The sequence below is a fragment of the Faecalitalea cylindroides ATCC 27803 genome (genome assembly GCF_000469305.1).
Lineage (GTDB): Bacteria > Bacillota_I > Bacilli_A > Erysipelotrichales > Erysipelotrichaceae > Faecalitalea > Faecalitalea cylindroides.
In genome coordinates this window covers 85,952-106,741 of record NZ_KI271016.1, presented here as the reverse complement: position 1 = coordinate 106,741, position 20,790 = coordinate 85,952, and the positions used below count along the sequence as shown (strand labels likewise).

The following is a 20,790-nucleotide window of genomic DNA, read 5'->3' as shown; positions in this document are numbered from 1 at the left end:
CAAATAAAGAAAGAGACCATCAAATTTCACTTGATGGTCATATTTTTTCAATCAACTTCATGAATTAAATAAACTTTATCATTTTTTTGTTGAACATTCTCAAAACAATTGATAATTTGATACAATTCATCGTTAATTAAACTTTTTTGGCAAAGCTCAATTACAATTGTATCATTTATTTGTATTAATCTCTCATACAAATCTTCAATACTCATGTTTGCATCATCAAAATCCAAACAATGATAGACTTCTAAAATAGGATCAGATACCTTTGAAAGATCATTAAGGTTTATTCGGTATTTCTTCAATTTTTTAATCCTCCTCAAATTGTGAGTTGTATAGTTTTGTATAGAAGCCATTACGTGCCATTAATTCATCATGATTTCCTACTTCAATAATATCACCATGATTCATAACTATGATCGCATCAGCATTTCGTATCGTCGATAAACGATGCGCAATCACAAAACTAGTACGACCTTCCATTAACTCATCCATTCCCTTTTGAATTAAAACTTCTGTTCTTGTGTCGACAGAACTTGTGGCTTCATCCAAAATCAAAATCTTAGGATCCGCCAAGAAAGCACGTGCAATTGTTAATAATTGTCTTTGCCCTTGTGATATATTAGAACTTTCATCATTCAATTCTGTCTGATAACCATGATCAAGCGTACGTATAAAATGATCAACATGAGCAGCTTTAGCAGCTTTGACTACATCTTCATCACTGGCATCCAATTTACCAAAGCGAAGATTATCCATGATTGTTCCCTCAAACAACCAAGCATCCTGCAACACCATTCCTACCATCGAACGTAAATCACTTCGACTAAAAGTTGTAATATCGTGCCCATCAATATAAATTCTACCACTGTTTAATTCATAAAATCGCATCAGTAATTTTACTATGGTTGTTTTACCAGCTCCAGTTGGACCTACAATAGCAACGGTTTGACCCGGCTTAATATACATAGAGAAATTATGAATAATCGTTTTCTCTGTAGTATATCCAAAATTCACATTTTCAAAAGTTACCTGACCTTTGATCAACGATTGTAGGCCATAGCGAACTGGAATCGTTTCTTTGATATCTTTAATTTCTTCTGGTTCATTTAAAAATTCGAAAACTCGTTCTGCAGCTGCAGCTGTACTTTGTAACATATTCATTGATTGAGAAATCTGGTTGATTGGTTGTGTGAAGTTTCGAGTATATGTGATAAAAGATTGAATATCACCAACAGCAATTTCTCCACTGATTGCTAGAGCTCCACCCAAGATACATACACCTACATACCCGAGATTTCCAATGAAAGTTGTAAGAGGCATCATCAATCCCGACAGAAATTGTGATTTCCAGGCACTGTTATAAAGATCCTGATTGTAACGATTAAAATCGTCTATGCTCTTTTCTTCTCCATTAAAAGCCTTCACAACCACATGAGCCGAATACATCTCTTCAATGTGACCATTTACAACACCAAGTGAATCCTGCTGTTGTTTAAAATAGTTTTGACTTCGTTTTACCACAAAAGCTACTGTAACAATTGATAAAGGTATAACAATTAACGCTAATAAAGTCATCTTCCATGAGATCATCAACATCATTACCAAAAATCCAATTACTTTTACGACATTGCTGACAAGAGTAGACAATGACTGATTTAAAGATTGAACCAATGTATCAACATCATTGGTAAATCTTGAAATAATATCGCCATGAGAATTACGATCAAAATAAGATAGTGGTAAATTATCGATCTTTATATTCATTTCTTTGCGGAACTGATACCCCATTTTATTGGAAACACCAGACATTAAGAAACCTTGTATATATTCGAAAGCCATACTTAAAGCATAGACTGCCAACAAAATCATAACTGTCTGGAAAATTTTTTCAAAGTCAATACCACCTGTCTGCATGACCTTGGCCATAAAACCTTCCGCAACCTCAGTAATGATATTACCAACGATCTTAGGTCCAATTACACTGATTGCTACAGAGAAAACAGCAGCTATTAGACCAAAGATAAATGTAAACTTATAAGGAGCAAGATATTTGATCAACTTCTTCATTGTTCCTTTAAAATCTTTTGCTTTTTCAACGCTTCGTCCTCGATTACCCATATGTTGTCTTGGTTTTCTTGTTTCGTTAGACATTGGCCAATTCCTCCTTCGATAATTGAGATGAAGCAATTTCCTGATAGATACGACAAGATTTAATCAACTCTTGATGTGTTCCCTTACCTACCATTCTTCCTTCATCCAAAACGATGATTTGATCAGCATGTAATATAGACGAAATACGTTGAGCAACCAATAAAACAGTACTTCCAGTTTTCTTACATGATTTCATCAATTCTTCTCTTAAAGCTGCATCTGTCTTAAAATCCAATGCACTGAAAGAATCATCAAAAATATAAATTTCCGGCTTTTTGATAATAGCACGTGCGATAGAAAGTCTTTGTTTCTGTCCACCTGATACGTTGGTTCCACCTTGAGAAATTGGTTCATCAACTCCTAAAGGTTTTGTATCGACAAATTCTTTTGATTGAGATATTCGTAAAGCTTCATCAATATCTTCATCACTTGCGTTTGGATTTGCATATAAGAGATTGGAACGAATCGTTCCAGCTAACAAGATACCTTTTTGTGGAACATATCCAATTTTATTGCGAAGATCTTTTTGTTCCACGTTTCGAATATCTTTTCCATCAATAGAAATGGATCCTTCGCTAACATCATAAAAACGAGGGACAAGATTGATCAATGTACTCTTACCTGAACCAGTACTTCCTATAAAAGCTGTTACCTCACCTGGTTTTGCCTCAAAAGAAATATCTGTCAATATATCTTCATCAGCTCCAGGATATCGAAACGAAACATTTTCAAAACGTATGGTTCCATGTTCATTTCCATCAAAAGACTGTACATGTTCATCATCTGTAATCGATAGATTTGTTGTTAAGATTTCGTTGATACGTAAAGCCGATACATTGGCTCTTGGAATCATAATTGATACAACCGTGATCATCAAGAAAGCCATGATGACCTGCATTGCATATTGCATAAATGCCATTATGCTTCCGACCTGTATCATTCCGGCATCTACCTGCTTGGATCCAAACCATAAGATCAACAAAGTGGTACCATTCATCAAAAACATCATGACTGGCATCATAATAGCCATGGCTCTAGATGTAAATAAACCAACTTTTGTGATATCCATATTGGCTTTATCAAATTTTTCTTCTTCTACTTTTTCATTGTTGAAAGCACGAATAACGAGCATTCCATCTAAAAGCTCACGAACCACAGAATTTAATTTATCGGTTAATTTCTGCATGATCTTAAACTTAGGCATAACAACGATAAAAACAACCATGACCACAGATAAGATCAACACTACACAAAGGGCAATGATCCATGTCATATTGGCTTCACTGCTCATAACATGCAACAAAGCACCAATTCCCATGATAGGTGCATATACAACAATTCGTAACATCATCACCAAGGCCATCTGGACTTGTTGAATATCATTTGTTGTACGTGTGATCAGAGTTGAAGTATTAAATTTGTTAAAGTTCTCATTGGAAAAATATGTAACTTTTTTAAAGACAGCTTCTCTAAGATTTTTCGATAATCCGGCTGCAATCTTAGAAGCAAAAAAACCCACAAGAATAGCACAGCCTGCACTTCCTAAAGCATATCCAAGCATAACAAGACCAGAGTGAATGATATAGTTTTGCTGGATTGCTGCCATATCAAGTCCCATCGCCTCATATTCACTCCTAACCATTTGGCAAGTCAAACTTGAAACCGTCGAAGAACCTAAAGCTTCAATCTGCTTTTTTGCCTGTTCTCGATAAGTCTTGATGCCATTTTGCATCAAAAGAACAGGAATCTCTACATTCTTCTCTTTTGCATCGCTGGATATTTCGGCAAATGTCATATCCATCTCAGCAAAAGAATTTTCTAGTTCTGTAAAAGATTCATCAGAAATATCATTTAAGATATATACATTTTCATCTTTTAAGACTGGAATCTCTTCAAGCTGTAGTTCACTTGCTTCATCTGGTGTAACAAGTTTATATGAATTTTCAATCAATTCTTTTTGATCCTCAGTTGCAACCATCAAGAATGGCTTCAGCGTAGATTCACGTACCTGCTCATAAACACCATGTTCAATACCATTGTTTTGAATACCAATATTAACAATATTCTGCATGTAATCCGGCAACGTTAATTCACAATAGGCCTGCATAAACAATAGACCAATCACAACGAGTATTGGTACTACGAATGGTTTTAAATAACGCGTTAATTTTGTCATTTGTAATACTCCTCAAAATAATCTAATACTTTATTTAAAATTCTTTCTAAGCTATCTAGATCTTCCGGTGATAATTCATCTAAAAAATCCGATAAGAATTGTTGGTTATCCCGCCATTTGCTCTTAAGATGTTCTTTGATCTTATCTGAAATTTCGACATAAACTGTTCTACGATCTTTTTCACTACGTGTTCGAATGACCCAGCCATTCTTTTCATAACCTGATATGATCTGGCTGGCAGCAGCTGGAGTAATATTCATATGCGCTGCAAGTTCCGACATCGTTGCCCGATGATCTTTTGAATCAAAGAAGATGAAACCGAGAATATATAAATCTCGCATTCGATACCCTGTGATTGGACCTCTTGATTTACGTGTAAATTCCATCAAAGTATACATACTTTTATTGATGACGTTGATCGTCGATTCTTTTGACATTTTCTCACCACCTTTTTTAATTAAGCGACTTAACTATTTAGTGTCTAAATTATAAATATAACTTAAATATATGTCAATATAAAAACCGAGATGACTCTCGGTTCAATCATTATATTTTCTTTAAGATTTCATTAAGCTGTGCTTTTGTCATTTCAAGCTTTTCTTGATAAGAAGCAAGTTTTTCTTTTTCTTGTTTGACCTTAGCTTCCGGTGCTTTGGATACAAAGTTTGGATTTGACAGCATTCCACTAGCACGTTTGATTTCTTTTTCAAGATGTTCAATTTCTTTTGTCAGTTTTTCTTTTTCGGCTTCAAGATCTACTAAATCATCCATCTTGATCGTCATGACCGCTTTTTCAATCGTTCTTGATAATACATCATCACTGTTCAGATTCTCTACAACATGTGCATGACACATCTTATCTAGAATAGCCTTGGAATCTTTAGACAATTCTACAAAATTTCCCTGTTCATCATGTAATGAAATTTCAAGATCTTCGCTTGGTTTCATACCATATTCTGTCTTGGTTTCACGTACAGCCTGAATCGCAGAGATCGTCAAAGCCATTTCATCCTTTTCTTCATTTGTATACGTAAAGTTTACTTTTTCTGGCCATGTTTCTAAATTCATGCTTTCTTTATCATGTGGTAAATCCAAATAGATTTCTTCTGTCACAAATGGCATAAATGGAGAAAGCATCTTTAAGATTGCCTCTAAAACAGTATATAGTACAGCTTTTGTATTTTGTACAACTGCCTGATCTTCGCTGTATAACGTTGCCTTGCTTAATTCGATATACCATGAACAGAAATCATTCCAAATGAATGAATATAATTCATTTCCAACCATCGCAAATTCGTATTTTTCCATATTCATACTGACATGATCCAATACTTCATCCATTCTAGATAAGATCCATTTATCAACACTGCTTAAACAATCTACGTCTAAAGTTGGTTTTGTATTACCAATCTGCATCTGTACATAACGAGCTGCATTCCAAATCTTATTGATAAAGTTCCAACTTGATTCCATCTTCTTTTCATCAAAACGAAGATCCAAGCCTGGAGTTGAATTTGTTGTTAAAAAGAATCTAAGTGCATCTGCACCATGATCTTCTATAACATCCATTGGATCGATACCATTTCCTAAAGATTTAGACATTTTTCTGCCCTGGCTATCACGAACCAATCCATGAATCAAAACATCTTTAAATGGACGATTTTTCATGCAATAACGTGTTTGGAAAGCCATTCTGGCAACCCAGAAGAAAATAATGTCATATCCGGTAACAAGTACATCATTTGGGAAATATCGTGCAAGATCATCTGTTGATTCTGGCCAACCTAAAGTTGAAAATGGCCATAGAGCACTGGAGAACCAAGTATCCAATACATCCTCATCTTGGATCCAGTTCTCTTTATCTTTTGGATCTTCCATTCCAATGTACATTTCACCAGTTTCTTTATTAGTCCATGCAGGAATTCTATGTCCCCACCATAACTGTCTTGAAATACACCAATCTTCAATATTTTCCAACCATTGTTCAAATGTTTTTTCAAAACGAGATGGTACAAAATGGATCTTCTGGTCTTCAATCTTTTGATTTCTTAAAACCTCTTCAGCCAACGGTTTCATCTTAACAAACCATTGTTTTGACAAATATGGTTCAACGATAACACCCGTTCTTTCTGAATGTCCAACTTGATGCATATGTTCTTCAATATGGTCCACAACACCGGCCTTTTTAAAGTCCTCTACAAGAGCTTCACGACACTCAAAACGATCCATACCTGCATACTTATGGCACATTTCATTCATCGTACCATCCGGATTCATACAGATTGGCATCTTTAATCCGTATTTTTTTGCCAATGCAAAGTCATTTGGATCATGTGCCGGTGTACATTTCATTACCGCTGTACCAAAATCCATATCGATATAATCATCAGCCATGATCGGTAATTCTTCACCATTTGCCGGATTGATCGCATGCATACCTACAATTTCTTTATATCTTTCATCTTCTGGGTGAACAAAGATAGCCTGATCGGCAAACATTGTTTCTGGACGTGTTGTTGCAATTACTAGTTCCTGTCCATTTTCAACTACTTTATATTTGAAGTAATACATATGACCTAAAATTTCTTTATGTTCTACTTCAATGTTAGATAAAGCAGTCTTAGCTTCTGGATCCCAGTTGATGATTCTTTCCCCCTGGTAGATAAGACCATCGTTATAAAGATCCACAAATACTTTACGTACAGCTTTGGATAAACCTTCATCCAAAGTAAAACGTTCTCTAGTATAATCCAAAGATAAACCTAATTTAGCCCATTGACTGCGGATCGTAGAAGCATATTCCTCTTTCCATTCCCATGCACGGTCAAGAAATTTTTCACGACCAATATCATAACGAGAAATACCTTCATTTTTTAAACGTTCATCTACTTTTGCCTGTGTTGCGATCCCTGCATGATCCATTCCAGATACCCATAAAACATCGTATCCTTTTAATCGTTTATAACGACAAAGAATATCCTGTAGCGTCGTATCCCATGCATGCCCTAAATGCAGTTTCCCTGTTACATTTGGTGGAGGAATAACGATACAGTATGGTTTCTTTGTCAGATCACCAGCTGTAAAATAACCTTTTTCTACCCATTTAGAGTAAATATCTTTTTCTACAGCTAAATGATCATACTTCGTATCCATTGTTTTTGCCATAAATATCTCCCTTCTTAAAAAAAAGCACATCCTATATAGGACGTGCTAAACGTGGTACCACCTAAATTCACATACAAAGTATGCCTTATTTCACATAACGTTGTGTGTACGTACAATCTTACTGTATTTCAGATTGTCTGCTCCTAGACTACCTTCATCATGTCTAAGCTCTTCTTTTCACCTGCCAGAAGATCTCTCTGCCTTAAATCATGATTACTCCTTCTATTCATTGCATTTATGTTGTTAGTTTACCATGTCAAAAATATTTTTCAAGTAAAATTAAACAATTATTCAATAGAGCGTGTCCAGCCAAAGCTGTCTTCGATATTTCCCCATTGAATTCCAGTTAATGTATCATATAGTTTTTGCGTCAATTCTCCAGTCATAAAATTATGAACCGTTACGACATCGCCCTTGTAATATAATTCACCAATTGGACTGATAACCGCTGCCGTTCCAGTTCCCCAGGCTTCTTCTAATTTTCCTGAATGACCAGCTTCCATCAACTCATCAATGGATAAATGACGTTCAACGATTTCATAACCCCAGCTTTTTAATAGAGTAATGATTGAATCTCTTGTAACTCCAGGAAGTACAGTACCTTCACATGGAGCTGTTACGATCTTACCTTCGATCTTAAACATTACATTCATTGAGCCTACTTCTTCTACGTATTTTCGATGAACTCCATCCAGCCATAAAACTTGTGAATAGCCCAATTTTTCAGCCTTGACTTGCGCTGCAAGGCTTCCTGCATAGTTTCCTCCACATTTGGCGAATCCGGTTCCTCCAAGAGTTGCACGAACAAATTCATCTTCAACATAAATCTTAACCGGATTAACACCTTCTTCATAATAGGCACCAACCGGTGATAAGATGATCATAAACTTATATGAATTAGATGGATGCACCCCCACAGCTGGCTCAGTGGCAAACATAAATGGGCGAATATATAAAGATTCTCCTTCATTTGTTGGGATCCAATCCTGTTCTTTTTTAACGATTGCTTCTACAAACTCAATAAATAAGTCTTCATCAAGTGTAGGCATGCTCATTCGAATATTGCTATTGGCAAAACGTCTTGCATTCATTTCAGGACGGAATAACAATATACGACCATCTTTTGCACGATATGCTTTTAATCCTTCAAATGTTTCCTGTGCATAATGCAATACCATTGATGCCGGATCAAACTGTAATGGCGCATAAGGAACGATTCGCGCATCATGCCAACCAATTCCTTTATCCCAATCACAGACAAACATATAGTCTGTATAATACTTACCAAAACCAAGAGAACCTGTAGGTTTTTCTTTTAATGATTTTGCTTGTTCAAACTTAATTTCCATATCAAAGCCTCCCTAAGATATACTTATGTAGTGAGTTTATCACTATTTTAAATACGCTTCAAGATATTTTTTTCATTCACTTTCATAAATTTTCATAATTTACATATTGGATGATTTAGATAAAAATTGTGCATTATAAAGACGAGCATATACTCCATTCAATTCCAACAATTCCTGATGCGTTCCCTGTTCGACGATATTTCCATGTTCCATGACAAGGATCTTATCTGCGTTTACGATTGTGGATAAGCGATGTGCAATTACAAATGAAGTACGATCTTTCATTACTTTATCCATAGCCGACTGCAATCTCCTTTCCAGTCGCGTATCTACTGAACTTGTTGCTTCATCTAATATCAACACTTGAGGATCTTTTAAGATAGCTCTGGCAATTGTTAATAACTGTTTTTCTCCTTGTGATACATTGGTTCCTTCTTCATTGACGATCGTATCATAACCATGAGATAAAGTTCGAATCGTATGATGCACATTTGCAGATTTAGCCGCCTCAATAACTTCATATTTTTGAGCATCCGATTTACCATAGGATATATTTTTTTCGATTGTATCTTCAAATAGCCATGTATCCTGCAATACTAAACTAAACAACGATCGCAGGTCTTTATACGATAATTCTCGAATATCAATACCATTGATCTTAATAGATCCACCTTTCACATCATAAAAACGTAATAGCAAATTCGTAAGTGTTGTTTTTCCTGCGCCTGTAGGTCCTACGATTGCAATCGTTTCTCCCTTGTTTACATGGATATTTACATCTTTCATCAACAATTTATCACCATATCCAAACTGCACATGTTCAAAATCAATTGTTTCGACCTCTTTGATTGGTCGTTTTGTTTCTACATCTTTTAAGCTTTCTATATTCAAGAAGCTAAACAACCTTGACATTGCAGAAAAAGAAGATTGAACCTGTGCTGATAATTGTGATACCTGCGAAATCGGATCGTTGATTTGCCAGATATATCGAATAAACGCTTGTAATTGTCCTAGGGATATTGTTGAAGAAAGTACCAAGAAACACCCATATAAGGCAACTACTCCAATTGTCAAATATGTGATTAAAGAGGATAAAGGAGAAATCAAGCTGGATACAAACTGCGCTTTAAAACCAGCTACTCGCATACCTTCGTTGACTTCTTTAAATTTATCCAGAGAAGACCGTTGTTGATTATACATCATGATTTCCTGATACCCATCATATAATTCATTAACGGTACCATTTAAATCAGCTAACTTAGCTTGTTGTTCATCAAATAATGGTTGTGATTTTTTAACGATAAAACGTGATAAGAAATAGATGATCGGTAAAATACATACTATGATCAATGCCATGATCGCATGGATACGAAACATCATGAACAAGACAAACACAAATGTACAAACAGCAGAAATAACTCGTGATAAAGTTTGTTGTAACGCGTTGGATAATGTATCGACATCATTGGTAATACGACTTAACAATTCACCGGTTTTTTCTTTATCAAAATATGAAACCGGAAGATGCTGCATCTTATCTTCGACTGCATTTCGGATATCATACATCGTAAACTGAATCGCATCTGTTAAATAGAAAGCCATCAAATATTGTGAAACTGTTTTTATGATATAAATAATGCCTAATAGAATTGCGATCTGTATGATAATATCCATTTGTATATGGGCACCAGGAATGTTGTTTGCGATATCCATTACATCCTTTGACAGTTGTGTTGTAATCATACCTTCCACACTAGGATTGATCGCAAAAGTGATTTGAGCCACAATGATCATAAAAATTCCAACAAACAATTTAAATCGATATGGTCTTAAGAAAGGCCAAAGATGTTTAATGCAGGATGTAAATGTCATTTTCTTATTCATCTAACATCAACTCCTTTCTTGAAAGCTGGGAAAGGGCAATCTCTTGATAAATCTTACAAGTATTCATCAGTTCTTTATGCGTGCCTTTTCCAACTAACTTGCCATCATTTAACACAAGGATCATATCTGCATCCATGATTGTGGAAATACGCTGGGCAACGACAAAAAAGATTGCATCTTTTACTTTAGGCTTTAATGCCTCACGCAATGTTGCATCTGTTTTAAAATCTAGAGCACTAAAGGAGTCATCATAGATGTATAAAGATGGATCCATGATAATGGCTCGTGCAATCGATAAACGTTGTTTTTGCCCTCCAGACACATTGGTTCCATCTTCGCTGATTTCATCTTCGTATTGATGATCACGAACTTCAATAAACTCTTTTGCCTGCGCAATTTTTGCAGCCTCTTCGATTTCATCCATTGTTGCATCAGGTTTTCCAAACGAGATGTTTTCTTTAATACTACCTTTAAATAAATGTGCCTTTTGAGCAACATAGCCAATCTGATTGCGTAGAGAATTTAATTGATATTCTTTGATATCTTTTCCATTGATCAACACCTGCCCTTTTGTAGCATCATATAATCGTGTCATCAATTTTACTAAAGAAGATTTTCCTGATCCTGTGCTTCCTATGACCGCAATTTTCTCTCCCTTTTTGCAAGTAAAAGAAATGTCACTTAAAACCGCCTCTTCTCCATCTGGATAAGAAAAACTAACATGATCAAAAGTTAAAGATTCAATTAAATCACATACATAGGCATTTTCTTTTTCTATAATTGAAGAGTTAGTATCTAAAACAGCTTGAATTCGTTTAGCTGACACATTTGCACGTGGATACATCATAAAAACCATACAGAATAACAATACACTCATCATGACATGAAAGATATATTCCACAAACGCAATCAAATCACCAATTGAAATGGTCTGTGCACTTAACATAGAACAAGAAACAAAATATACTGTCATCACAGCAATATTCATCAATAAAAAGAAAGTAGGTTCTGTACAAGACATTAACTTAAACAATTTAGAACTCTCTCTTTGATAGTAACGATTCTCCTTGGCAAAACGTTCTTCTTCATTTTTTTCTTTATTAAAAGAGCGAATGACACGAATACCTGTGATATGTTCACGCAAGATCTTATTGATACGATCAATAGAATTCTGTTGATTTTCACTGATAGGTTCACTCACTTTAGCTACAGCAAATACACCAATCAAAATAAAAGGAATCGTTAATAAAACGATATATGACAGTGGTAGCGATATACGAACGATCAACATGATGGATACGATCATCATAACCGGAGTCATCAACGCCATTCTTAAAATAACATTTAAAAACAACATGATCTGATAAGCATCATTGTTTGTACGTGTAATCATGCTTGATACACCGAATTTATCCATTTCCGCACTGGAAAACGTCATTGCGTGTTCAAAAACATCATTGCGTATATCTCTTGTAACATTGGTTGATATTCTTGTCGAACAATATCCTAATATGACGGTTCCACAAACACCAACAATGGAAATAATTGACATTAACGCCCAATTTGACCATAAAAAAGAGGTATCTTTTGTGTTTACACCTTGATCGATCATTCTTGAAATTAATGTAGGAATACCAAGTTCCACCAATGCAAATCCAAATACAGAAATGGCATCGATCAAGAAAAGTAACTTATACTTTTTTAGGTATTTTAATATCAACTTCATAAAAACTCCTTAACATTCAAAAAAAAGGAGGGTCCTATATAGGACCCAGCTTATTAACCTTTATTCACCAACTTTTGAAGTAACGTATTCAAGAACTTCTTCCATTGTTTCTTTATTTAAACATTCTTGAGCAAGTTCCTGCATTTCAGCATAACTTAATGATTTAACAACCTTACGTGCTTTCAAAATCTGTGTAGCGCTCATAGAGAATTCATCAAGACCAAGACCTAATAGAATTGGTACAGCATTTGGTTCTCCGGCCATAGCTCCACACATACCAGCCCATTTACCTTGAGAATGAGCTCCTTTGATCGTGTTGGCAATCAAGCGTAATACACTTGGATTGTATGGCTGATACAAGTAAGATACATGCTCACTCATTCTGTCAGCAGCCATAGAATACTGGATCAAGTCATTTGTTCCAATTGAGAAGAAGTCTGCGTATTTAGCAAACTGATCAGCTAGTACAGCAGCTGCAGGAATTTCAACCATCATACCTACTTCGATATTATCGGCTACAGCTACACCTTCTGCGATTAATTCAGCTTTAACATCTTCATAGATAGCTTTTGCATCACAGAATTCTTTAACAGTTGCGATCATTGGGAACATGATGCAAAGTTTACCATAAACAGATGCACGGCACAATGCACGTAACTGTGTACGGAAAATATCTGTTTCTTTAAGGCATAGACGGATAGCACGATATCCTAAGAATGGATTCATTTCTTTAGGGAACTCATAGTAATCAAGATGTTTGTCTCCACCGATATCCAATGTTCTTACAACAACTTTCTTACCTTTCATTCCTTCAAGAACTTGTTTGTAAGCTTCAAACTGTTCATCTTCTGTTGGGAAGTGATCAGAATCCATGTATAAGAATTCAGTACGGAATAATCCAACACCTTCTCCGCCGTTCTTCAATACACCTTCAACATCTTTAAATCCACCGATATTTCCAGCTAATTCAACTTCATGACCATCTTTTGTAACGGATTTTTCATTAACTAATACTTTTAGTTCTTCTTTTTCTTTTGCGTAAGCTTCAGCTTTTGCCTGATAAGCTTTTACTGTATCTTCATCTGGGTTTACAACCACTTCACCAGATAATGCATCAAGAGCCATTACATCTCCTGTCTTACATGCATCAACAACACCTGGGCATCCTACAACAGCTGGAATTTCAAGACTGTTGGCCATAATAGCTGAGTGACTTGTTTTTCCACCAATTTCAGTTGCAAAACCTTTTACATATTCATTTAACTGTGCTGTATCACTTGGAGTAAGGTCGTGAGCAACGATGATAGAATTTTCATCAATTGCGGTTAAATCAGGAATTGTTAATCCTAATAGATTACATTTTAAACGGAAAGTAACGTCCTTAACATCGGCAGCTCTTTCACGGAAATAGTCATTATCCATACTTTCGAACATTGCAACCATAGAATTTGCTACAGTATCAGTTGCATATTCAGCGTTGCAAGATTCTGCTTCGATCATTGCTTTGATCTGGCTTGCAAGTTCAGGGTCATTTGCCATCATTAAATGGGCATCAAAAACTGCAAGTTCTTCTTCTTTTAAACGTTTTGCTGCTCTTTCTTTAACACCTTCGATGTCTTTAACTGTTTTAGCTAATGCTGCATCAAATTTTTCAATTTCTTCAGCAGGTACACCGGATTTTTTTTCAATGACAACAGTTGGAGTTTCCAGTTTATAAACTTTTGCTACTGAAACACCAGCACTTGCCGCAATACCTTTTAACATGATATATTCCTCCTAAAACTATATGCGTAATTTATACGCTTTCAATCATTAGAATTTTAACACTTTTTGATATCGATATCAACAAAAACGAAAGCTTAAAACAGAGATCAAATTGCAATTAATTACACTACTTAACTGTATTGATAACACTTACATCTTCTAATTCTTCATATGTTATAGAAATTGTATCTCCAGCCTTCAAAAAAGCCAGAACATCTTCATTTTTAGAAGTTAATGTACATTTATACTTCTTGTTTTCTGTATCCGTAATAAAACATTTGCTTGTTCCATCCACATCCAATATCTGTACACTGGCTATGGTGATATCCTTTTCTTTTAGATCTTGTGCAGAACTTGAACCTCCAGAAGTAGAAACAAATTTCTTCTTCAATGTTTCAAAGCCTTCATCTGATTCAATCGTGGCAACTTTTTGATAGTCCGTTGCATCCACCATGGCATACATCTTAATCAATCCATTATCATCCTTTAAAGCCATCATATATACAGGATCCCCATTTACATTTACTAGTAGCGGGAATGTTGAAGTATAGCCATAATTACGTACTTCCCCTTCTGCAGAGTTCATTGCACTGGATTCATTAGCTCCAGCACTGGAAATTTTCATCGCATCATGCGTTCTTAAATTAATTAATACAAATCCTAAATTGGAAGCATCTTCATTGGCGGATGTAATACCTGAATAGATATAGATATCGCCATCTTGTTCTAGATAGTTATAACCATCGCTGGTAACTGTAACATTTTTTTGTCCAAAAATTGAATTGATAAATCCGGACTGTAAAGATCCATTATTATCGACTTCTTCAATAACCAGACTTTCGGGATAAATACGATCCACCCATTTAGGTGCATCTAAAACATCATCATATTTTATTGAATTTGCTGTGATTGGATCAAACAATACAACACCGCTAACCTTTTGTCGTGTTTGATATCCTGTATAAGAATACGTTGTACAAACATACCATGGATGTCCTTCATCATCAATTTCGAATGAAGGGGAACCAAACATCAAGTTAGGATATTGCATCTGTAATTGCCTATGCAAGTTTTCATTAAAATGACCTGACGGAACGTATTTCATTCCGTCTAAACCTAAATCTTTCAATTTCACCAATTCGGCTTCACCTGTCACTGAATTGACCAAGATATATGCAGGTATTCCTTCATTTCGATTCCCAAAATACTTGATAAAATCCGCATATTCTAAAGGTGTAACACGATATACGCTATCTTTGTAAGATATCTGTGTATATTCAGTACTCACTTCAAATTGTGAAACAAGTTCAGGCATTTCTCCCATGACCCTGTCGCCTAAGACAATTGTCGATTCTCGATCAATAATAGGCGTCTTTGTGAAATCCACTTCATTGACTGTTGAAAAATCGACATTTTCAATCTCGATTCGATTTGCATATGACTGCGCATTAAACACAGGACTAAATACAATTGGTGAAACAAAGATCCAAATAACTGTTGCTGTAGCTAAAAGATTTGAAAGATAAAATAGAGCCTTAGAAATAATTGACGTATGTGCATATCCTTTAAATAAGATTTCGTTCAAAGAATATAATCCATTCTTGTTTGAAAACATTATGGATATCATCTTTAATAAAACAATGATCGCAATCGACCAGAAAATTAAACCAGGGCCATTGATTGCAATAGACGGGGTCATGATATACCACGCAATCGCAACAAGCAAAACCCAGAATACAATGCACTTGATCATATTTTTCTTATCATAATGAAATACTTGTGTATTTGTACTGTAATTGTTCTTTTTAAAAAAATGAAACTTCTTCATATATCCACCTCTTGTATCTATTCTACATAAAAAGTGATTAAGATGATATAAAAAAAGTGAAAGATCATTTGACCATTCACTATTTATTTAAAACCGGAGCCAGAGCTTTAACCAAAGCAATATTGATAAGCACAGCTACTACGATTTCCGGAATCATATTTGTAAGTAAAACTGTACCCATATAAGCCATCAATGCTGAATTAGCAACCCCAATTGCTTCAGCATATGGCACAGCATAAAATAATATAATCAACCCTAAAACCATGATCGTATGCAAGCATGTGGCAACACCGGCACTGATTGCTGCACTTTTTGTTTTGGAAAAACTTTTCTTTAACAGAAATCGATATAGATAACCTGCAATGACTCCCAATAGAATTCTTGGAACAATCGCAACAATCAAGCTTTGAAAACCACCTTGAAATCCACCGATTTCAATAAATGGACTAAACGCAAAACTTGTGATCGTAGGCGCCATTGTTGCGTTAATTACACTGGTAATACCAAATACAAGTCCCAAAAAAGCACCAAATTTTGTTGACATGACACAAGCACACACAATAACAGGAACATGCATTAAAGTCGCACTTAAGGGACCGATGCGTAGATACCCAAAAGGCGTTACTAACAAGATGATCTCAATTGCTACAAACAAGGCCATCATCGTTAGATTACGAATCTGATTGGTTGTTTTAGACATATTCAATTTTCCTCCTACTCTCGTTTCTTAAACGAATACGATGTATAAAACAAAGAATGAATGCTCACTAACTTCGATTACAGACTCTCGTTCTGTATCTACTCAAGCATCGAAACGATTATAGCACAAAAAGGTCTACATATCAATGCAGACCTTCAAATTGTAATTGGTAATATCGTGCATATGTACCATTTAATTCCATCAATTCCTCATGTGTACCTCTTTCATGAAGACCATTTGAATCCAATACTACAATTTCATTCGAATTTCGAATCGTAGAAAGACGATGAGCAATTGTGATACAAGTACGATTTTTAGATAATTCTTCCAAGCTTTTTTGAATGATACGTTCACTTTCGTTATCCAAAGCACTCGTAGCCTCATCCAAGATTAAGATCTTTGGATCTTTTAAGAAAACACGTGCAATTGAAATTCTTTGTTTCTGTCCACCCGATAGACGTGTTCCTCTTTCCCCTACAAAAGTATCATACCCTTCTGGCAAGGACATGATAAAATCGTGGATATTTGCTTTTTTGGCAGCTTCGACAATTTCTTCATGTGTAGCGTTTAACTTACCATAGGCAATATTTTCTTCAATAGTTCCAGTAAACAGATAAACATCCTGTTGAACCAGTCCAATACATTGACGCAAAGATTTAACTTTATATTCTCGAATATCCACACCATCTAAAGTAATCTTTCCACCTTTGACATCATAAAATCGAGAGACCAAAGAACATAGCGTGGTCTTTCCAGAACCACTTGGTCCAACTAGAGCTACCTTTTTGCCGGCAGGTATCGTAAGATTTACATCGTTTAAGACATTTTCATCTTGATTGTAAGAAAAGCTTACATGGTCAAAACAGATATCCCCTTTAACATCATGTAAATCTCTAGCTCCTTCTTTATCTTGAATATCCGGCACTTCTTTCATTACCTCTTCAAAACGTTTAAAGCCAGACAATCCTTTTTGGAACATCTCGGTGAATTCGATCAACACTTCAATCGGTGCAATAAAGATATTGATGTAAAGAGCAAATGTAGCTAAAGTAATAGGACTCAGATCACTTGTCGCAATGAAATATCCGCCGCCAATAATCACTGTTATATATAGCAATCCCTGAAAAAAATTATTTGTAGAATGATAGGTGCCCATTACATAATAATTGCTTTTTTTCGAAGCTAAAAAAGCATCATTGGACTGAGCAAACTTCTCTTTTTCAAGATCTTCATTGGTAAAAGATTGAACAACACGAATACCTGATAATGAATCTTGTAAGCGGGCATTCACATCACCGATCTTTCTTCGATTATCCATAAACACTTTCTGCATGCTTTTATTTTGTCGGTAACTGAAGACTAACATAATGAATGTTACGATTGACAATAAAAGTGCCAATGGCCAATAGATAATATAAAGAATGATAAAGGAACCAAAGATCTTTACAAGAGAGATAAATAGATTTTCAGGGCCATGATGCGCAAACTCACTAATATCAAACAAATCGGATACGACCCTTGACATCATTACACCCGTATTATGACGATCATAATAAGAAAAAGATAATCTTTGATATTGATCAAACAAATCTTTTCGCATATCTTTTTCCATGTTGGCTCCCATGATATGCCCCTGCGCTGAAACATAATAACGACAAACAGAGCGTAAAAGATATAACGCCAATAAGGCAATTGCCAAAATACCAAGAGTTGAAAGAATTGTAGAATGACTCTGCATAAACAGATTGTCTGTACAAAAATTCAAGATCAAAGGAAATGCAAGATCAACGATCGAAATGATCGAAGCACATAACAAGTCTAGAAAAAAAACAGTTTTATAAGGTTTATAATATTGTAAAAAATGCTTAAACAACTTCATATCAAATCCTCCAAACGAAGACTATTATAATCTAAAAAATGTTTTTTCCAAAGTAAAAGGCATCATTAGATGCCTTTTTTTGCTTAATCTTTGTTGTGTTCCTGAATAATTCTAGAAGCAAATGGTTCTGGAACTGGATCATAACGATCCATGCTCATTGTATATGTTCCAAGACCTTGCGTCATGCTTCTTAATTCAACAGAATATTTTGCCATTTGTGACATAGGAACCTGTGCTTCGATGATCTGATCTCCTTCATCCGGTGTCATACCCATGATAGCTCCACGGCGTTTATTTAGATCACCAATGACTGTTCCTGTGTATTCATCAGGTACTTTAATAGTAACATTCATGATAGGTTCTAACAAAATTGGCTTCACTTTCGTCATAGCATCTTTAAATGCTAAACGAGCTGCTAATTTAAATGCCATTTCGCTCGAGTCTACATCGTGGTATTTTCCATCCAGCAATGTCGTTTTAACATTAACCATTTTATAGCCAGCCAAAGTACCTTCATTACAACATTCACGAAGTCCATTTTCAACAGCTGGGAAATATTGTTTTGGAACTGCACCACCAAATACTTTCTCTGCGAACACCATTTCTTCTTCATCTGGATTTGGTGTAAATTCAACAAACACATGACCAAACTGCCCATGACCACCAGATTGTTTTTTATGACGTCCTTCTCCAACAGCTGTTTTTGTAATGGTTTCGCGATACATTACTTTAGGATCGGATAAAGTAACTTCTGTTTTATATTTGTTCTTTAATTTGTTAACGATGATATCAAGATGCTGATCACCAATACCATAAATGACAGTCTCTTTTGTTTCTGCATTGTTTATTACTTTGAAAGTAGGATCTTCTTCCTGCAGCCTTGCCAGACCATTTGAAAGTTTATCTTCATCGTTCTTTGATTTAGGTAAAACAGCCTGCCCATACATTGGCTCATCAAATACGATTGGATCTGCCATAACAAGCTTTCCTTTTTCACACAGCGTATCATTGGTCTTCGTATATTGAAGCTTTTGAATAGCCCCAATGTCGCCTGTAAATAATTTACCAGCAGCCGTTTGGTGTTTACCTTTGATAATAAAAATCGTACCTACTTTTTCTGGTTTTCCATTATTTGCATTTGAAACCACAGAATCACTTGATAGAACACCACTTAAAACTTTAACATATGAGATTCGACCTACAAATGGGTCAATGATCGTCTTAAAGACTTGCGCTGTTAAGACTTCTTTTTCACTTGTCATCAATTCCACTTTTACATCATTTGGTGAAGTCGCCGTATACATACCTTTTTCAGAATATGTTGGGAAATATGTAACGATCAGATCCATTAAACGTTGAATACCAATAGACTGTGTTGCACTTCCTGAATATACCGGACAAATTTCACCATTGCGAACACCAATACGAACACCACGAGTTAATTCTGCATCGGTGAATTCTTCTCCAGAGAAGAATTTTTCCATAAGATCATCATCACCCATAGCCACTGCTTCAGCAATCTGATCTTTATATAGATTAACTTCTTCCTGCATATCTTCTGGTACTGGATGTGGTTTGTCGCCATCAGCCTTAGGTCCTTTATAGTACCATGCTTTATTACGAATGATGTTAACAGAACCAACGCATTCTCCATTTTCTACGATTGGTACTTCAAATGGAATGATGCTCTTACCAAAGGCTTCATGAAGTTTATCATAAGCTTCCTGGAAACTTGTGTTTTCTTCATCAAGTTTATTAATAAAGAAGATTGTAGGTTTTTTAGCGGCAATCGCTTGTTTATAAGCAAGTCGAGTTCCTGATTCCAATACATCTTTTGCATTTGCTACGATCAAACAGCTGTCACCAACGGCAAATCCAGCTTGTTTTTCTCCAACAAAATCAAGATAACCTGGTGTATCGATAAAATTGATTTTACAGTCTTCCCATTCAATTGGAACGATGGACGTGTAGACACTGATACCACGGCGAATTTCTTCAGCGTCAAAGTCAATCATTGAACTTCCTTCTGAAGTCTTACCAAATCGATCTGTCGCTTTCGTATAATATAACATGGATTCCAATACAGAAGTTTTTCCCGCACCGCTGTGTCCAATGACGCAAACGTTACGTACTTCACTGCTTAAATAGTCTCTCATGGAAAA

At 35.5% G+C, this 20,790-nt stretch carries 13 protein-coding genes and 1 other annotated feature; all 13 genes read right to left on the bottom strand.

From position 1 onward, the window contains the following. Positions 1–47: 47 nt before the first annotated feature. The 13 genes from HMPREF0367_RS06410 to fusA all read right to left on the bottom strand — a co-directional run bounded on the left by HMPREF0367_RS06410 (position 48) and on the right by fusA (position 20,784). Positions 48–308, bottom strand: a complete 261-nt coding sequence (locus tag HMPREF0367_RS06410; protein ID WP_022355922.1) for a hypothetical protein — start codon at positions 306–308, stop codon at positions 48–50. A gap of 4 nt (positions 309–312) precedes the next feature. Then, positions 313–2,157, bottom strand: coding sequence for an ABC transporter ATP-binding protein (locus tag HMPREF0367_RS06405; protein WP_035402381.1), 1,845 nt, complete (start codon positions 2,155–2,157; stop codon positions 313–315). Then, entirely contained in the window at positions 2,150–4,333 is a 2,184-nt protein-coding gene (locus HMPREF0367_RS06400; RefSeq protein ID WP_035402380.1) for an ABC transporter ATP-binding protein, read from the bottom strand. The genes HMPREF0367_RS06405 and HMPREF0367_RS06400 overlap by 8 nt, the downstream gene beginning before the upstream one ends. After that, positions 4,330–4,770, bottom strand: a complete 441-nt coding sequence (locus HMPREF0367_RS10065; protein WP_051335201.1) for a MarR family winged helix-turn-helix transcriptional regulator — start codon at positions 4,768–4,770, stop codon at positions 4,330–4,332. Before HMPREF0367_RS10065 ends, HMPREF0367_RS06400 begins: the two co-directional genes overlap by 4 nt. Before the next feature lie 109 nt (positions 4,771–4,879). Continuing rightward, the gene (locus tag HMPREF0367_RS06390; protein ID WP_035402377.1) at positions 4,880–7,498 is read right to left on the bottom strand and encodes a valine--tRNA ligase; all 2,619 of its coding nucleotides are present in this window, start codon (positions 7,496–7,498) and stop codon (positions 4,880–4,882) included. A gap of 33 nt (positions 7,499–7,531) precedes the next feature. After that, positions 7,532–7,737: a binding site (T-box leader), on the bottom strand. A 48-nt stretch (positions 7,738–7,785) separates the two neighbouring features. Further along, positions 7,786–8,847, bottom strand: coding sequence for a branched-chain amino acid aminotransferase (locus HMPREF0367_RS06385; protein ID WP_035402374.1), 1,062 nt, complete (start codon positions 8,845–8,847; stop codon positions 7,786–7,788). A 99-nt stretch (positions 8,848–8,946) separates the two neighbouring features. Continuing rightward, positions 8,947–10,731, bottom strand: coding sequence for an ABC transporter ATP-binding protein (locus HMPREF0367_RS06380; RefSeq protein WP_035402371.1), 1,785 nt, complete (start codon positions 10,729–10,731; stop codon positions 8,947–8,949). Then, positions 10,724–12,457: an ABC transporter ATP-binding protein gene (locus tag HMPREF0367_RS06375; RefSeq protein ID WP_035402369.1), complete on the bottom strand. Its 1,734-nt coding sequence runs from the start codon at positions 12,455–12,457 to the stop codon at positions 10,724–10,726. The genes HMPREF0367_RS06380 and HMPREF0367_RS06375 overlap by 8 nt, the downstream gene beginning before the upstream one ends. A gap of 60 nt (positions 12,458–12,517) precedes the next feature. Then, entirely contained in the window at positions 12,518–14,221 is a 1,704-nt protein-coding gene (gene ptsP, locus HMPREF0367_RS06370) for a phosphoenolpyruvate--protein phosphotransferase (protein ID WP_035402366.1), read from the bottom strand. 127 nt (positions 14,222–14,348) lie between these two features. Continuing rightward, entirely contained in the window at positions 14,349–16,049 is a 1,701-nt protein-coding gene (locus tag HMPREF0367_RS06365; RefSeq protein WP_248660671.1) for a hypothetical protein, read from the bottom strand. A gap of 79 nt (positions 16,050–16,128) precedes the next feature. Further along, positions 16,129–16,749, bottom strand: a complete 621-nt coding sequence (locus HMPREF0367_RS06360) for an ECF transporter S component (protein WP_022355932.1) — start codon at positions 16,747–16,749, stop codon at positions 16,129–16,131. A gap of 142 nt (positions 16,750–16,891) precedes the next feature. Next, entirely contained in the window at positions 16,892–18,628 is a 1,737-nt protein-coding gene (locus tag HMPREF0367_RS06355) for an ABC transporter ATP-binding protein (RefSeq protein WP_035402363.1), read from the bottom strand. Between the two features lie 83 nt (positions 18,629–18,711). Beyond that, a complete protein-coding gene (gene fusA / locus HMPREF0367_RS06350; RefSeq protein ID WP_022355934.1) occupies positions 18,712–20,784 on the bottom strand; it encodes an elongation factor G in 2,073 nt (690 codons plus the stop codon). Positions 20,785–20,790 lie beyond the last annotated feature (6 nt).

Excerpts from the sequence above, each read along its gene's own strand:
- HMPREF0367_RS06405 (WP_035402381.1), bottom strand. The coding sequence starts at position 2,157 with ATGTCTAACGAAACAAGAAAACCAAGACAACATATGGGTAATCGAGGA.
- HMPREF0367_RS06400 (WP_035402380.1), bottom strand. The coding sequence starts at position 4,333 with ATGACAAAATTAACGCGTTATTTAAAACCATTCGTAGTACCAATACTC.
- HMPREF0367_RS10065 (WP_051335201.1), bottom strand. The coding sequence starts at position 4,770 with ATGTCAAAAGAATCGACGATCAACGTCATCAATAAAAGTATGTATACT.
- HMPREF0367_RS06390 (WP_035402377.1), bottom strand. The coding sequence starts at position 7,498 with ATGGCAAAAACAATGGATACGAAGTATGATCATTTAGCTGTAGAAAAA.
- HMPREF0367_RS06385 (WP_035402374.1), bottom strand. The coding sequence starts at position 8,847 with ATGGAAATTAAGTTTGAACAAGCAAAATCATTAAAAGAAAAACCTACA.
- HMPREF0367_RS06380 (WP_035402371.1), bottom strand. The coding sequence starts at position 10,731 with ATGAATAAGAAAATGACATTTACATCCTGCATTAAACATCTTTGGCCT.
- HMPREF0367_RS06375 (WP_035402369.1), bottom strand. The coding sequence starts at position 12,457 with ATGAAGTTGATATTAAAATACCTAAAAAAGTATAAGTTACTTTTCTTG.
- ptsP (WP_035402366.1), bottom strand. The coding sequence starts at position 14,221 with ATGTTAAAAGGTATTGCGGCAAGTGCTGGTGTTTCAGTAGCAAAAGTT.
- HMPREF0367_RS06365 (WP_248660671.1), bottom strand. The coding sequence starts at position 16,049 with ATGAAGAAGTTTCATTTTTTTAAAAAGAACAATTACAGTACAAATACA.
- HMPREF0367_RS06360 (WP_022355932.1), bottom strand. The coding sequence starts at position 16,749 with ATGTCTAAAACAACCAATCAGATTCGTAATCTAACGATGATGGCCTTG.
- HMPREF0367_RS06355 (WP_035402363.1), bottom strand. The coding sequence starts at position 18,628 with ATGAAGTTGTTTAAGCATTTTTTACAATATTATAAACCTTATAAAACT.
- fusA (WP_022355934.1), bottom strand. The coding sequence starts at position 20,784 with ATGAGAGACTATTTAAGCAGTGAAGTACGTAACGTTTGCGTCATTGGA.